General features: G+C 61.5%; 15 protein-coding genes. 10 read left to right on the plus strand and 5 right to left on the minus strand.

Going from position 1 to position 15,372, the window contains the following annotated elements:
* The 5 genes from E4P00_RS11355 to E4P00_RS11375 all read left to right on the plus strand — a co-directional run bounded on the left by E4P00_RS11355 (position 1) and on the right by E4P00_RS11375 (position 5,381).
* Positions 1-1,059, plus strand: coding sequence for an alpha-ketoacid dehydrogenase subunit beta (locus E4P00_RS11355; protein ID WP_005789444.1), 1,059 nt, complete (start codon positions 1-3; stop codon positions 1,057-1,059).
* Positions 1,060-2,322 (plus strand): dihydrolipoamide acetyltransferase family protein, encoded by a 1,263-nt coding sequence (locus tag E4P00_RS11360; RefSeq protein WP_078821749.1) that lies wholly within the window; start codon positions 1,060-1,062, stop codon positions 2,320-2,322. It begins immediately after the preceding gene.
* Positions 2,323-2,326: 4 nt separating this feature from the next.
* Complete coding sequence (gene lpdA / locus E4P00_RS11365) at positions 2,327-3,706, plus strand: dihydrolipoyl dehydrogenase (protein WP_032880474.1); 1,380 nt, start codon at positions 2,327-2,329, stop codon at positions 3,704-3,706.
* Between the two features lie 204 nt (positions 3,707-3,910).
* Positions 3,911-4,930, plus strand: a complete 1,020-nt coding sequence (locus E4P00_RS11370; RefSeq protein WP_005789450.1) for a branched-chain amino acid aminotransferase — start codon at positions 3,911-3,913, stop codon at positions 4,928-4,930.
* Between the two features lie 172 nt (positions 4,931-5,102).
* Positions 5,103-5,381, plus strand: a complete 279-nt coding sequence (locus E4P00_RS11375) for a hypothetical protein (RefSeq protein ID WP_103735479.1) — start codon at positions 5,103-5,105, stop codon at positions 5,379-5,381.
* 40 nt (positions 5,382-5,421) lie between these two features.
* Here the strand turns inward: E4P00_RS11375 and E4P00_RS11380 are convergent, their stop codons facing one another.
* Positions 5,422-6,309: a GNAT family acetyltransferase gene (locus E4P00_RS11380; protein WP_078821750.1), complete on the minus strand. Its 888-nt coding sequence runs from the start codon at positions 6,307-6,309 to the stop codon at positions 5,422-5,424.
* Between the two features lie 326 nt (positions 6,310-6,635).
* On the opposite strand from E4P00_RS11380, the gene E4P00_RS11385 reads away from it, so the two are divergent.
* The 3 genes from E4P00_RS11385 to E4P00_RS11395 all read left to right on the plus strand — a co-directional run bounded on the left by E4P00_RS11385 (position 6,636) and on the right by E4P00_RS11395 (position 9,836).
* The gene (locus E4P00_RS11385) at positions 6,636-7,532 is read left to right on the plus strand and encodes a hypothetical protein (RefSeq protein WP_032880472.1); all 897 of its coding nucleotides are present in this window, start codon (positions 6,636-6,638) and stop codon (positions 7,530-7,532) included.
* On the plus strand, positions 7,529-8,920 hold the full coding sequence (locus tag E4P00_RS11390; protein ID WP_078821751.1) for an alginate export family protein: 1,392 nt from the start codon (positions 7,529-7,531) through the stop codon (positions 8,918-8,920). Before E4P00_RS11385 ends, E4P00_RS11390 begins: the two co-directional genes overlap by 4 nt.
* Before the next feature lie 97 nt (positions 8,921-9,017).
* Positions 9,018-9,836 carry an alpha/beta hydrolase gene (locus E4P00_RS11395; protein ID WP_005789458.1) on the plus strand — a complete coding sequence of 273 codons (819 nt, stop codon included), beginning with the start codon at positions 9,018-9,020 and terminating at the stop codon, positions 9,834-9,836.
* A 54-nt stretch (positions 9,837-9,890) separates the two neighbouring features.
* Here the strand turns inward: E4P00_RS11395 and E4P00_RS11400 are convergent, their stop codons facing one another.
* Entirely contained in the window at positions 9,891-10,277 is a 387-nt protein-coding gene (locus E4P00_RS11400; protein ID WP_032880465.1) for a DoxX family protein, read from the minus strand.
* A 196-nt stretch (positions 10,278-10,473) separates the two neighbouring features.
* Here E4P00_RS11400 and E4P00_RS11405 point away from each other — a divergent pair, with 196 nt between their 5' ends.
* Entirely contained in the window at positions 10,474-11,472 is a 999-nt protein-coding gene (locus E4P00_RS11405; protein ID WP_078821753.1) for an NAD(P)H-quinone oxidoreductase, read from the plus strand.
* A gap of 71 nt (positions 11,473-11,543) precedes the next feature.
* Here E4P00_RS11405 and E4P00_RS11410 read toward each other — a convergent pair whose 3' ends face one another.
* The 3 genes from E4P00_RS11410 to E4P00_RS11420 all read right to left on the minus strand — a co-directional run bounded on the left by E4P00_RS11410 (position 11,544) and on the right by E4P00_RS11420 (position 14,056).
* Positions 11,544-12,674, minus strand: a complete 1,131-nt coding sequence (locus E4P00_RS11410; RefSeq protein ID WP_248131494.1) for an alkene reductase — start codon at positions 12,672-12,674, stop codon at positions 11,544-11,546.
* A gap of 78 nt (positions 12,675-12,752) precedes the next feature.
* Positions 12,753-13,430: a type 1 glutamine amidotransferase domain-containing protein gene (locus tag E4P00_RS11415; RefSeq protein ID WP_078821754.1), complete on the minus strand. Its 678-nt coding sequence runs from the start codon at positions 13,428-13,430 to the stop codon at positions 12,753-12,755.
* Positions 13,427-14,056, minus strand: coding sequence for a TetR/AcrR family transcriptional regulator (locus E4P00_RS11420; protein ID WP_032880456.1), 630 nt, complete (start codon positions 14,054-14,056; stop codon positions 13,427-13,429). The genes E4P00_RS11415 and E4P00_RS11420 overlap by 4 nt, the downstream gene beginning before the upstream one ends.
* A gap of 173 nt (positions 14,057-14,229) precedes the next feature.
* On the opposite strand from E4P00_RS11420, the gene E4P00_RS11425 reads away from it, so the two are divergent.
* Complete coding sequence (locus tag E4P00_RS11425; protein ID WP_248131496.1) at positions 14,230-15,168, plus strand: GlxA family transcriptional regulator; 939 nt, start codon at positions 14,230-14,232, stop codon at positions 15,166-15,168.
* The last annotated feature ends 204 nt before the right edge of the window (positions 15,169-15,372 follow it).

Below are 15,372 nucleotides of genomic sequence, written 5' to 3' on the forward strand. Positions count from 1 at the left end.
ATGAACGACCACAACAACAGCATCGAACTGGAAACCGCCATGACCACCACCACCATGACCATGATCCAGGCCCTGCGCTCGGCCATGGATGTGATGCTCGAACGTGACGACAACGTGGTGGTGTTCGGCCAGGACGTCGGCTACTTCGGCGGCGTATTCCGTTGCACCGAAGGTTTGCAGACCAAATACGGCAGCTCACGGGTGTTTGACGCGCCGATCTCGGAAAGCGGCATCGTCGGCGTAGCCGTGGGCATGGGCGCGTATGGCCTGCGCCCGGTGGCGGAAATCCAGTTCGCCGACTACGTCTACCCCGCCACCGACCAGATCATTTCCGAAGCGGCGCGCCTGCGTTATCGCTCGGCCGGCCAGTTCACCGCGCCCTTGACCATGCGTATGCCCTGCGGCGGCGGCATCTACGGCGGCCAGACCCACAGCCAGAGTATCGAAGCGGTGTTCACCCAGGTCTGCGGCCTGCGCACGGTGATGCCATCCAACCCCTACGACGCCAAGGGCCTGCTGATCGCCTCCATCGAGAACGATGACCCGGTGATCTTCCTGGAACCCAAGCGCCTGTATAACGGCCCGTTCGACGGCCACCACGATCGCCCGGTAACGCCGTGGTCAAAACACCCGCAAGCGCAGGTTCCGGACGGTTACTACACCGTGCCCCTGGACGTGGCCGCCATCGTGCGCCCAGGTTCGGCTGTGACGGTGCTGACCTATGGCACCACCGTGTATGTGTCGCAAGTTGCCGCCGAAGAAACCGGCATCGACGCCGAAGTCATCGATCTGCGCAGCCTGTGGCCGCTGGATTTGGAAACCATCGTCAAGTCGGTGAAAAAGACCGGCCGTTGCGTGGTGGTGCATGAAGCCACGCGCACCTGCGGCTTTGGCGCCGAACTGGTATCGCTGGTGCAAGAGCACTGCTTCCACCACCTGGAAGCGCCGATCGAGCGCGTCACCGGTTGGGATACGCCCTACCCGCACGCGCAGGAGTGGGCGTATTTCCCAGGGCCGTCCCGAGTGGGTGCGGCGTTGAAACGGGTCATGGAGGTCTGAATGGGCACGCACGTTATCAAGATGCCGGACATTGGCGAAGGCATCGCGGAAGTTGAATTGTCGGTGTGGCATGTGAAGGTCGGCGACCTGGTGGTTGAAGACCAGGTGCTGGCGGATGTGATGACCGACAAGGCGATGGTGGATATTCCCTCGCCCGTCCACGGCAAGGTGATTTCCCTGGGCGGCGAGCCGGGTGAAGTCATGGCGGTGGGCAGTATTTTGATCAGCATTGAAGTGGAAGGCGCAGGCAACACCAAGGATGTGCCGGTGGCTGCCGAACCGATGAAGACCGCGCCTGTCGTTGAAGCCAAACCGGTCACGGCACCCGTTCAAAGCAAACCGGCTCCAGCCGTGAACGCGCCACCAGCGCCCGTGGCCCGCGAAGCCAGCGAGCGCCCGTTGGCCTCCCCTGCCGTGCGCAAACATGCGCTGGATGCCGGAATTCAACTGCGTCTGGTCCATGGCACAGGGCCTGCGGGCCGGATTCTGCACGAAGACCTGGAGGCGTACCTGCACCAGGGGCCGGCCACCAGCGCCAGCGCCGCCAACCCTTACGCCGAGCGCAATGATGAACACCAGATCCCGGTGATCGGTATGCGCCGCAAGATCGCCCAGCGTATGCAGGACGCCACCCGGCGCGCCGCGCATTTCAGCTACGTGGAAGAAATCGACGTCACCGCCCTCGACGAGTTGCGCGTGCATCTCAACGAAAAGCACGGTGCGACACGCGGCAAGCTGACCCTGCTGCCGTTTATCGTACGGGCCATGGTGGTGGCGCTGCGCGACTTCCCGCAGATCAACGCTCGCTACGACGACGAAGCCCAGGTCATTACCCGCCTCGGCGCGGTACATGTGGGCGTCGCCACGCAAAGCGACGTGGGCCTGATGGTGCCGGTGGTGCGTCACGCCGAAGCCCGCAGCCTGTGGGGCACTGCCGAAGAAATCGTGCGCCTGGCCAACGCCGCACGCACAGGCAAGGCCAGCCGTGAAGAGCTGTCCGGCTCGACCATCACCCTGACCAGCCTGGGCGCCCTGGGCGGCATCGTCAGCACGCCGGTGCTGAACCTGCCGGAAGTGGCCATCGTTGGCGTCAACCGCATCGTCGAACGGCCCATGGTGATCAAGGGCCAGATCGTGGTGCGCAAGATGATGAACCTCTCCAGCTCCTTCGATCACCGCGTGGTCGACGGCATGGACGCGGCGCAATTCATCCAGGCCATTCGCAGCCTGCTCGAACAACCCGCCAGCCTGTTCCTGGAGTAAGGGCATGACTCAGACATTGCACACCACGCTGCTGATTATCGGCGGCGGCCCCGGCGGCTATGTGGCGGCGATTCGCGCCGGTCAGCTGGGCATCCCCACCATACTGGTGGAAGGCCAGGCACTGGGCGGCACCTGCCTGAACATCGGCTGCATTCCGTCCAAGGCGCTGATCCATGTAGCCGAGCAGTTCCAGCAGACCGTGCATCACAGCCAGGGCTCACAACTGGGCATTGAAGTGGATGTGCCGACTCTGGACATCCGCAAAAGCGTGGAATGGAAAGACGGCATCGTCGATCGCCTGACCACGGGTGTCGCCGCGCTGCTGAAAAAACACAAGGTGCAGGTCGTTCACGGTTGGGCCAAGGTTATCGACGGCAAGACTGTCGAGGTGGGCGACCAGCGCATCCAGTGCGAACACCTGCTGCTGGCCACCGGTTCGAAAAGTGTCAACCTGCCGATGCTGCCGATTGGTGGGCCGATCATCTCGTCCACCGAAGCCTTGGCACCGACCCGCGTGCCCAAGCGCCTGATTGTGGTGGGCGGCGGTTATATCGGCCTGGAACTGGGTATCGCCTATCGCAAGCTCGGTGCCGAGGTCAGTGTGGTCGAGGCCCAGGAACATATCCTGCCCGCCTACGATGCCGAGCTGACCTTACCGGTGGCCGAGTCCCTGAAGAAACTCGGGGTGAAGCTGTACCTTGGGCACAGTGTCACCGGCTTTGCCGACAACAAGCTGCAAGTGCGTGCGCCCAATGGCGACACCTTGGCGCTGGACACCGACCAGGTGCTGGTAGCCGTTGGGCGCAAACCCAACACCCAAGGCTGGAACCTCGAAGCGCTGAACCTGGACATGAACGGCGCGGCGGTCAAGATCGACAGCCGCTGCCAGACGAGCATGCGCAATGTGTACGCCATCGGCGACCTCAGCGGCGAACCGATGCTGGCGCACCGGGCCATGGCCCAGGGCGAGATGGTGGCCGAACTGATCAGCGGCAAGACCCGCGAATTCAACCCGGCCGCGATTCCAGCGGTGTGCTTTACCGACCCGGAACTGGTGGTGGTCGGCAAGACCCCGGACGAGGCCAAGGCTGCCGGGCTGGACTGCATCGTGTCGAGCTTCCCGTTCGCCGCCAATGGTCGGGCCATGACGCTTGAGTCCAAAGCCGGTTTCGTGCGGGTGGTGGCGCGGCGTGACAATCATCTGATTGTCGGTTGGCAAGCCGTGGGGGCTGGGGTGTCCGAGCTGTCTACCGCGTTCGGCCTGAGCCTGGAAATGGGCTCGCGCCTTGAGGATGTGGCCGGCACCATTCACGCCCATCCGACCCTTGGCGAGGCGGTGCAGGAAGCGGCATTGCGGGCACTGGGGCACGCCTTGCATCTGTGAAACTGCGGTGACGCTATCGCAGGCAAGCCAGCTCCCACATTTGGAATGCAGTCAAATGTGGGAGCCGGGCTTGCCCGCGATGACGGTGGACCAGCCAATACAAAGGCTCAATGGTCCACCCACCCGCTCCCACACAAGCCAAGAATGCAGTATTGTTGCTCCCATCCAGAAAAAAATCCGACTTGACCAGAGATAGAGGGTGTCATGGGTAACGAAAGCATCAATTGGGACAAGCTGGGTTTTGACTACATCAAGACCGACAAGCGGTTTCTCCAGGTCTGGAAAAACGGCGAATGGCAGGAAGGCACCCTGACCGACGACAACGTGCTGCACATCAGCGAAGGCTCCACCGCCCTGCACTATGGCCAGCAATGCTTCGAGGGCCTGAAGGCCTATCGCTGCAAGGACGGTTCGATCAACCTGTTTCGTCCGGACCAGAACGCTGCACGTATGCAACGCAGCTGTGCCCGCCTGTTGATGCCGCATGTGTCGACCGAAGACTTCATCGACGCCTGCAAACAAGTGGTCAAGGCCAACGAGCGCTTCATCCCGCCGTATGGCAGTGGCGGCGCGCTGTACCTGCGCCCGTTCGTGATCGGCACCGGTGACAATATCGGCGTACGCTCTGCGCCGGAGTTCATCTTCTCGGTGTTCGCTATCCCGGTCGGGGCCTACTTCAAAGGCGGCCTGGTGCCACATAACTTCCAGATCTCCACCTTCGACCGCGCTGCGCCGCAAGGCACCGGTGCCGCCAAGGTCGGTGGTAACTACGCCGCCAGCCTGATGCCGGGCTCTGAAGCGAAGAAATCCGGCTTCGCCGACGCGATCTACCTGGACCCGATGACTCACTCGAAAATCGAAGAAGTCGGCTCGGCCAACTTCTTCGGGATCACCCACGACAACCAGTTCATCACGCCGAAGTCGCCTTCGGTGCTGCCAGGCATCACCCGCCTGTCGCTGATGGAACTGGCCCAGACCCGCCTGGGCCTGGACGTGGTCGAAGGCGAAGTGTTCATCGACAAACTGGACCAGTTCAAGGAAGCCGGCGCCTGCGGTACTGCTGCGGTGATTTCACCGATCGGCGGCATCCAGCACAACGGTAAGATGCACGTGTTCCACAGCGAAACCGAAGTCGGCCCGGTTACCCAGAAGCTCTACAAAGAACTGACCGGTGTGCAGACCGGTGACGTTGAAGCGCCCGCGGGTTGGATCGTCAAGGTTTGAAAATGATCTGAACCTGCCACTTCAGAAAAAGGCCCATTCACCGCTGTCGGTGAATGGGCCTTTTTTATGCGGTGGGTTACTGGATGTGCAATCACCTGTGAAGATTGACAGTAGACAGTAAAAATCGGCACACCTAAGTTAACTCTCCTTCTAAACCCAGCAGGAGCCCATCATGGCGATCTATGAATTACGTGTGTCCGCAGAAGATTTCGAGAATGACGGTAGTAAAGAAATCGTGATGGAAACTTACATTAACAACGACCTTGATTGGGCCGTTTACGCGTCATCCAGCAAGCACGACGGGATTTACGATACCGCCTCGGCACCCGATGACGTCGACGGCGATGGAGACTACGATAACGATGACAAGGCGCATTACCTGAACGTCGCCAACGCTTTCGCCAAAATGACAGCCTATGCCATAAAAAAACGAAAAAAAGCGAAGAAATAAAGCTCACCAGCCATGACCAGGTTGCCGTCGGTCATGCGCGTCAACCGTTGATATTTTCTGCAATCCTCTTACCCATACTGATCCTCGGCTCCACCCCATACCCCAACGCCTCATAAAACCCCACCACGACGTCATTGCCGCCGGTGATCTGCAGGTTGATCTTCATGCAGCCCAAGGCCGTCAACGCCTGCTCGGCATGGCGCACCAGCGACGATCCCAAACCATGGCGACGATAGTCGTCATGCACCGCCACCGAGTACAACCAGCCACGATGGCCGTCATAGCCCGCGAGAATCGTACCAATCACGGCTTTCTTGTCGGTGGCCACGAAGAACAGCCCATCGTTGACCGCCAGCTTCTTGTCAATCGCCAGGCTCGGCAGGTTGTGTGCGGTGTCATAGCCAAACGCCTGCTGCCATAACTCAATCACTTGGGCGCGATGCTGCCGGTCGCGGTAGGGGCCGATGGGATGCCGTGACAGCAAGGTCTTTTCCATGACCAGCGTGCGCTCGTTGCCATGGTAGACATCGCGCACGGTGTGAAAACCCAGCTTGCTGTAGAACGGCTCGGCGGTCAGTGATGACGGCACACTCAACACCGTCACCCCGGCTTCGCGGGCACGCAGTTCGATCTCGATCATCAACAAACGGCCGATACCCTGCCCTTGCAGCTCGGGATTGACGAAGACCGAACGCACCACGTTGGCATCAAGGGCAGCGGTGGCGACGATTGAATGGTCCTGGGTAGCCACCAGCACAATACGGCGGTTGAGCAGTTCCAGAACCGCATCGGGCGTGAAGTGAGTGGCGACGCGAGCAATCACATCTGCTGGATAATCCCGTGCATTGCTGCTGTGCAAGGCCGCCAGAATGACCTGGCTGATGCCCTGGGCATCGGCTGCTTGGGCGAGACGAACAACGGTCGACATGACTCCTCCTGGCTGGCGCGACTGGAATGAACACCCCACTGTGCATGTGGAAGGGAGCTTGATCCCGATAGCGGTGGGTCAGCTAAAGATAAGCTATACGCCTCGTTGATGCCCTGCATATCGATCATTTCCACATCCCGGACAATCCTCTGTTCGGCGCAGAACCCAGCATCTCCCGGGCTTTCTGGATACGGCCGATCAGCGAACCGCAACAGGTGCGGGCAATGCCATTGACGCTGAACCGTTCAACCAAGCACGCCCATACAATCGGCGTCACCGCCCGCCCCCTAAGCTTTTGACTTTCTTAAAAGCGCTGGAGAGTAGGCATGTACAGAAAAGTGAGGGCGGTAACCCTGGCCGTGACATTGCTGGCCGGGGCCATGGCGGGCAGCGCATGGGCGGCCACGCCGGTAGTGGCTGTGGCGCCGCAATACGACACCAGCCATGTGTATGTAGCACCCGCTGATGTAGAGGGTTTTGCCCAGAGTTTCCTGGCCACGTTCGGGGGCAAGAGCACGCCCCAGGTGGTGGTCAATGTGCTGCCGGTGCCGAGCAGCACCACTTCGCAACTGTTGCAGACCCCGGCCGGCACGGTGTCACTGTTCGGCTTCACCACGCCCATCCCCCATCCTTTCGGCCAGGAGCGCAATGGTTATCTGGTCAAGGACATGGACGTGGCCCTGAAGGCAGCTCGGGACAACGGCGCTGCGGTCATCGTCAGCGATTTTCCCGATCCCATCGGCCGCGATGCGGTGGTGCAGTGGCCGGGCGGCGTGAACATGCAGCTGTATTGGCACACCAAGGCTCCCGACTACGCCGCCTTCCAGACGGTGCCGGAAAACCGCGTGTACCTCAGCGCCGATCGCGCCGACCGCTTTATCAAGGCGTTCCTTGGCTTCTCCCACGGCAAAGTGGTAGCCGATGACAAGCACGCACCTGCTGTGGAGGTGGGCCAGGCTGGCGGCACTTACCGACGCGTCGAAATCACGTCGCCCTTTGGGCGTATGGCGGTACTGGTGACCAACGGCCAACTGCCCTACCCCTTTGGCCATGAAACCACCGGCTATGAGGTAGCCGACCTGACGGCCACCCTGGCCAAAGCCACGGGCTCGGGCGCTACCGTACTGGTGCCGAGCTTCGCCAGCAAAGGCCGTCGCAGCGCATTGGTGCAATTCCCGGGCGGTTACGTCGCGGAAATTCACCAACTCATCGCGGCGAAATGATCCGTCGTACAGGCTGGGGCCTGGCCGTGCTGTGGCCGCTGGTGGTGGGCAGCGTACATGCCGACAATCAACCGACCCGCCCGGCCATCAAGGCCAATCGCTGGCAGGAAGACTGGTCTGTGCTCAAGGATCCGGCATTGCGCACGCAACCGTTGGACAACCTCAAGTACATCCCGCTGTCCGCCGCCAACCCGTTCACCTACCTGTCCATGGGTGCGACGTTGCGCGAACGCTTCGAGATGAACGACGCCAGCGGCTTCGGCGTGCGCGATGTAGCGCGTGATCGCTACCTGATCCAGCGTTTTCAGGTGCACGCCGACTTGCACCTCAACAAACACTGGCGGCTGTTCACCCAGCTGGAAGATGTACGGGCCTATGACAAAACCACCATCGGCGGCGCCGACCAGAACCGCGTAGACCTGCGCCTGGCCTTTGCCGAATACGTGAAGACCTTCAGCGCCGGCACCTTTAAGGCTCGGGCGGGTCGCCAGGACTTTGCCTTCGATTTGCAGCGCTTTATTTCGTCGCGCGATGGCCCGAATGTGCGCCAGTCCTTCGACGCGCTGTGGGCCGATTGGGAAACGCCCCAGTGGCGTTTTATCGGGATCGCCAGCCAACCGGTGCAATACCAGGATGGCCGGCACTTTGACGACAAATCCAATCGTGACGCGCGCTTCCACATGCTGCGGGTCGAGCGGCTGGTGGGCGGCAGCAATGAGTTGTCGGCCTATTACGGCGTCTACGAGCGCCGTGCCGCCCATTACCTGGATGCCGACGGCAACGAGACCCGCCAGTTGCTCGACGTACGCCTGGGCGGCGCGGCCCGGGGCTTCGACTGGGATATCGAAGCCATGCTGCAAAAGGGGTCGGTGGGCAGCCAGGCGATCCGCGCCTGGGCCGGCGGCAGCCGTACCGGCTACACCTTCGACACGCTGGCCTGGACACCGCGCCTCGGCCTGCAAGTGGATGTCGCCTCCGGTGACCGCAAGCGCGGTGATGGCCGCGTCGGCACCTTCAACCCACTGTTCCCCAACGGCTACTACTTTTCCCTGGCCGGTTATACGGGCTACAGCAACCTGATCCACGTCAAGCCATCAATCACCGTCAAACCCATCGCCAAGCTGAGCGTGCAAACCGCTGTCGGCCTGTTGTGGCGGCAGACCACCGCGGACGCGGTTTATACCCAACCCAACCTCGCCGTCGCCGGAACGGCTGGCCAGGGTCAACGCTGGACCGGCGCCTATGGCCAAGTGCGCACCGACTACGCGTTTACCTCCAACATCAGCGGTGCAATCGAGGCCGTGCACTACGCGGCTGGCCAGACCCTGCGTGATGCCGGTGGGCACGACAGCAACTACCTGGGCATGGAACTCAAGTTCAGTTGGTAACCTCAGGCGAGCACACCCATACAAGCCTGGGCTCAGGTTAACGGCAATAGTGATACGGTTTTTTCAGCGCTTTTTTAACTCAAGCAAGGAGATTCAGATGAGCACCTTCGTTGCCAAAGACGGTACCCAGATCTACTTCAAGGACTGGGGCAGCGGCAAGCCCGTGCTGTTCAGCCACGGCTGGCCGCTGGATGCCGACATGTGGGAATACCAGATGGAGTACCTGAGCAGCCGCGGCTTTCGCACTATCGCGTTCGACCGCCGTGGCTTTGGCCGCTCGGACCAACCCTGGACCGGTAACGACTACGACACCTTCGCTGACGATATCGCGCAGTTGATCGAACACCTGGACCTGAAGGACGTGACCCTGGTGGGCTTTTCCATGGGTGGCGGTGATGTGGCGCGCTACATCGCCCGCCATGGCAGCGCTCGTGTCGCCGGCCTGGTGTTGCTGGGTGCCGTGACGCCGATCTTCGGCCAGCAGCCCGACTATCCCCAAGGCGTCCCCACCGAGGTGTTCGATGGCATCAAGGCCGGCCTGTTGAAGGATCGCGCCCAATTCATCAGCGATTTCAATACGCCGTTCTTCGGTATCAACAAGGGCCAGCAAGTCTCGGAGGGTGTGCTCAGCCAGACCCTGCAGATCGCGATGCTTGCCTCGCTCAAGTCGACCGTGGATTGCGTCAGCGCCTTCTCCGAAACCGACTTCCGCCCGGACATGGCCAAAATCGACGTGCCGACCCTGGTGATCCATGGCGACGGCGACCAGATCGTGCCGTTCGAAACCACCGGCAAGGTGGCTGCCGAAATGATCAACGGCGCGCAACTGAAGGTCTACAAGGATGCACCCCACGGGTTTGCCGCGACCCACACCCAGCAGCTCAATGAAGACCTGTTGGCGTTCCTCAGCCGCTGAACCGCTTGCAACCTCCTCTGCTTGTTTGGCCGGGTTCGCCCGGCCTTTTTTTGCTCAGGCAAAGCGCTGAACCACTACCAGCCGCCCCGGCCCGGCAATGAGGATGCTGGTAAAGATGATCAACAGCAGCCAGCCGAACTGCCCCTCCCACAGCGTCCACTCTGGATGCACCACCAGCAAAGCGATGACCAGCACCGCCAGGATCGGCACGCACGCCAGGCGCACCAGCACGCCCGCAATGATCAGCAATGGGCACAGCACCTCGGCAAAGATCGCCAGCAGCAAGGTGACCTGGCCCCCCAGGTGAAACGGGTCTTCGATCAGCTTCAACTGTTCGCCGTAGTTGAGCAGCTTGGGCAACCCATGCACACACAACAGGAACACCGCCCCGCTGACCCGCAGGAACAACAGTCCGGTATCCTGATTTCTCGCTTCGTTCATACGCCACCTATGTCCGTCAATAATGATCGACGGCCAGTGTGTCCAAAGCCGCGCCGACGCACTTGCAGGCTTGTGCTGAAATCCTGCGGTTGCCCCAGGCCGTTGCATTGCCGAAAGAACCCGGCATGATCTTGCTGAACTGCCGACCCCGCGCTACGGTCCCAACCCATACGCTCATCGCTACAGGAACTTTTCCATGACGCTCCCCCAAGAAATGACCCTGATCGAAATCACCACGCCTGGCGGCCCCGACGTCTTGCAGCCACGGCGCGCCGACGTGCCAGTGGCCGGGCCAGGCGAGATTCTGATTCGCGTGCACGCCGCCGGGGTCAACCGCCCAGACGCGCTGCAACGCGCCGGCAAATACCCGATGAAACCCGGCATGAGCCCGATTCCCGGGCTGGAAGTGGCCGGTGAAGTGGTGGCGCTGGGCACTGGCGTGACTGAATACAGCCTGGGCGACAAGGTGTGTGCCCTGACCAATGGCGGTGGCTATGCGCAGTTTTGTGCGGTGCCGGCCAGCCAGGCGCTGCCGATCCCGGCGGGCATGGACTGGATTCAGGCCGCCGCCGTGCCGGAAACCTTCTTCACGGTCTGGGCCAACCTGTTCGGCCTCGGCGGTGCCCATAAAGGCCAGCGCGCCTTGATCCACGGCGGCACCAGCGGCATCGGCACCACCGCATTGATGCTCTGCCAGGAGTTCGGTATCCAGGCATTCGCCACCGCCGGCAGCGCAGACAAATGTGCCGCGATTGCCAAGCTGGGCGCCGAACCGATCAACTACCGCGAACAGGAGTTTGCCGAGGTCATTGCCCAACAGACCGATGGCAAAGGCGTCGATGTGATTCTCGACATCATGGGTGCCTCGTACCTGAACAACAACCTCAAGGCCCTTGGCATGGACGGTCACCTGGTGATGCTCGGCTTCCTCGGTGGCGGCAAGGCTCATGACGTCGACCTGCTGACCATCCTCGCCAAACGCGCGGTGATCACCGGCTCCCTGCTGCGCGCCCGCACCCGCGAAGAAAAGGCCGCGATTGCCGAACAGCTACGCGACTACGTGTGGCCGGTGCTCAGCGCCGGGCGCTGCCTGCCGATCATCGACAAGGTCTACGCATACACCGACGCCGCCCAGGCCCATGCGCGCATGGAAGGTGGGGATCACATTGGCAAGATTGTGTTGCGGGTGGAGTGAGGCGCTTTCCTCAATCCTTGGCGACCGGCCAAGTTTGACGGTACTCGGCACAAATGTGGGAGGGGCGTGTGTCACTCCGGTTCGGCATACACCGGATAATCCACATACCCCGCCTGAGTCCCCCCATACAAGCCCTCTGCCTTCAACGCATTCAATGGCCAGCCATTGAAAATCCGCTGGGGCAGGTCTGGGTTGGCAATGAACGGCCGTCCGAAGGCGATCAGGTCCGCCAGCCCTGCCTCTACCAGCCGTGTACCGCGCCCGGCGGTGTAGCGGCCGGCGTAGATGATCCTGCCGCTGAAGGTGCGGCGCACGGCCTGGCGGAATGTTTCAGGCAGGTCCGGCGCGTTATCCCAGTCGGCTTCGGCGATGGAAATATAGGCGATGCCCGACGCTTCCAGCACTTTGATCGCTTCGATATAGGTACGGTGCGGGTCCTCTTCCACCAGGCCAATGTAGACCCGATCCTGATCGGTACCACTGAACAGCGGCGAAAAGCGCACGCCCAGGCGCTGCGGCCCCACCACCTTGCACACCGCCTCGACAATCTCGCGCAGCAAGCGCAGGCGATTGTCCAGCGAACCGCCGTACTCATCCTCACGGATGTTGGAGTGGGCCGAGATGAACTGGTTGACCAAATAGCCGTTGGCCGCATGGATTTCCACACCATCGAACCCGGCGTCCAGGGCATTGCGAGCAGCCTGGGCGTAGTGCCCGACCAACTCATCGATTTCCAGCACGCTCAACGCACGAGGCACGGGCGGCTGCACCAGCTCACCCACACCCGGACCGGTTTCAATAAAGGCTTTGGCTTGCAGCGCCGGCAGTGCAGACGGCCCCACCGGTGCGGCGCCGCCAGGTTGCAAGGCGTTATGGGACACCCGCCCCACGTGCCATAGCTGGGCAAAGATCACCCCACCCTCGGCATGTACCGCTGCGGTGACCTTGCGCCAACCCTCGATCTGCGCCGGTGTATGGATGCCCGGCGTCCATGCGTAGCCCTGGCCGCGCGGCTCGATCTGCGTACCCTCGCTGACCATGAAGCCGGCACTGGCACGCTGGCGGTAATATTCGGCCATCAGGTCGGTGGCGATATTGCCCGGCTGGGCGCTGCGCTGGCGTGTCAGCGGCGGCAGCACAACGCGATTGTTCAAGCGATGATGCCCCAGCTTTATCGGGGTGTTCAAAATGCAGTCAGGCATGGGGATATTCCAAATTCAGAACGAACGAAAACCCTGGCGACTCCTGGGAGTCGCCAGCGCGTACCTCGGTTTATTAACTTAAGCGCTGAGTGTCAGCAGGGCCTTGGCCACTTCGCTGGAGCTGCCCGGGTTCTGCCCAGTGACCAGCAAGCCATCGACAATCACAAAGGATTGCCAGTCGGCGCCCTTCTCATACTTGCCGCCCAGTTTTTTGAATTCATCTTCAATCAGGAACGGCACAACATCGGTCAATTGCACCGCGGCTTCCTCCGAGTTGGAGAACCCGGTCACACGGCGGCCCTTGATCAACGGCTCACCGTTGACTGCCTTGACGTGGCGCAAGGCACCCGGTGCATGGCAGACAAATCCGATGGGTTTGCCGGCCCGTTCGAACGCCTCGATCAACGCGATGGACACCGGCGACTCCGCCAGGTCCCACAGCGGGCCGTGGCCGCCAGGGTAGAACAGGGTGTCGAAGTCGGCGGTGTTGACCGTTTCCAGCTTCACCGTGGTAGCCAGGGCCTGCTGCGCAGCCGGGTCTGCGGCGAAGCGCGCTGTCTGCTCGGTTTGCGCATCCGGTTCATCGCTCTTCGGGTCCAACGGCGGCTGGCCGCCGGCCGGGGAAGCCAGCACCACATCGGCGCCAGCGTCCTTGAACGCGTAATAAGGGGCGGCAAACTCTTCGAGCCAGAAGCCGGTCTTGCGCCCGGTATCGCCAAGCTGGTCGTGAGAGGTCAGTACCATTAATACTTTCATTTTCCAGTGCCTCGATCGATGTGAGTAGCAGGGTTTTCAGGGCCGCCCAACAACTGTTGGGTCAGCAGCAGCGCCTCGCAGAACGGCGCAGTGGTACGGGTGATCTTGCCCATGACGCTGGTTCCCAGCCACAGCGCATACAAGCGCTTGGCAAGGCTGTGCGGAGCGTGCTCGAACCTGAGCGAGCCGTCTTCGACCCCGCGCTCCAGGGCCAGCGCGAGTAACTCGATGGTGCGCGAAGTACCGCGCTGCAACGCCAATCGCATCGGCTCTGACAGGTCAGAGACTTCAGCCCCCAACTTGACGGCCAGGCACTTGCCGGTATCGGTGCAGCCAGTGTGGTTGTCGATCCAGCCTTGCCAATAGCGCATCAACTTGGCGTGATGGGTTAAACCCGGCTGATCCAACAGCTGCTGCATACCTTCGACGTACTGATCGAAATAGGTATCGAGCAACACCACGCCAAACGCATCCTTGGAGTTGAAGTAGTGATAGAACGAGCCCTTGGGCACTTGTGCGGCGTGCAGGATTTCGTTCAAGCCCACCGCGGAAAACCCCTTGGCACCGACGATGGATTGCGCACGTTCAAGAATCGCTTGCCGTGCACTGCTGCTTGCGTTGCTCATGCTTGCCTCCGTGCGATTAGACCAGTCGTCTAGTTCGTTGGGGCCATGTTAGGCAGCGAGGCAACCACTCACAATGTCATATCCGCAAGGATTCCGGACATGCGCCAAAGTCGGTTGCCGTTTGCCTGGTACACGCCGACAATCCCCTCTCCCCTACCCCTTGGAGAGATGCAATGCACAGCGTTGCGCTGATGGTTTACCCGAATTTCCAGTCGTTGAGCCTTAGCCTGGGCTCGGTGTTCGAGTGCGCCAACCTGCTGCGCGGCGAGCCGGCCTATGAGTTTCACCTGGTATCGGAAAGCGGCGGCGCGGTGATGACCTCCCAGGGCTTTTCAGTCAATACCAACGCCATCCGCCCAGAGGGTTATGACACTCTGATCGTCAGCGGCTATCTGGAGTTTCGCCTACCGGAGGCCAACCTGCTGGAACTGGTCAAGGCAGCGTCGGCACAGTCGCGCCGGGTGGCCTCGTTATGCATGGGCATCTTTGTGCTGGCGGAAGCGGGCCTGCTCGCCGGCAAACGCACCACCACCCACTGGATCCACGCGCCGGCGTTTCGCAAGCGCTACCCGGATATTCGCCTGGAAGAAGACAAGTTATTCGTGGTGGACGGCCAGTTGTGGACCGGTGCCGGCATGAGCGCCGGGGTCGACCTGGCACTGGCGATGGTGGAGAACGACCTGGGCAGCGACCTTGCGCGCCGCATCGCACGCAAGCTGGTGATAGCCCAGCGCCGCGGCAGCGAGCAATCGCAACTCTCAACCTTGCTGGAACTGGACCCCAAATCCGACCGCGTGCAACTGGCCCTGGCCTATGCGCGTGAAAACCTAACCCATGATTTATCGGTAGAAGCCTTGGCCGAAGTCGCCCGGCTCAGCCCGCGCCAGTTCAGCCGAGTGTTTCGCGAAGAAACCGGGCAAACCCCGGCCAAGGCCATCGAAGCCCTGCGGGTGGAAGCGGCGCGGGCGATGATGGAAACCAGCCGTCACCCGGTGGAAGTAGTGGCCCGCGAAACCGGGTTTGGTGATCGCGAACGCATGCGCCAGGCGTTCCTCCGTGCATTCGGGCAGCCGCCCCAGGCGATGCAGCAGGTGCTGTTCAATCCAGGCTAGGCCCGTGTGGGAGGGGCTTGCCCCCGATTACCATAGGTATCTACACAACTTTAGTAACCACGATGCGAAGCGAGCCGCTCTTGATCTTGCCCCCGTAACCACAATGCGAAGCGAGCCGCTCTTGACCTTGATCTTGCTCTGCTTTTGATCTGAGGCGCCCCGTCAAACCACGCTGGCCGGAATTCGACAGGGATTTGGGGGGTA

Origin of the sequence: Pseudomonas sp. B329, from assembly GCF_023127835.1 — a bacterium.
Taxonomy (GTDB): Bacteria; Pseudomonadota; Gammaproteobacteria; order Pseudomonadales; family Pseudomonadaceae; genus Aquipseudomonas; species Aquipseudomonas synxantha_A.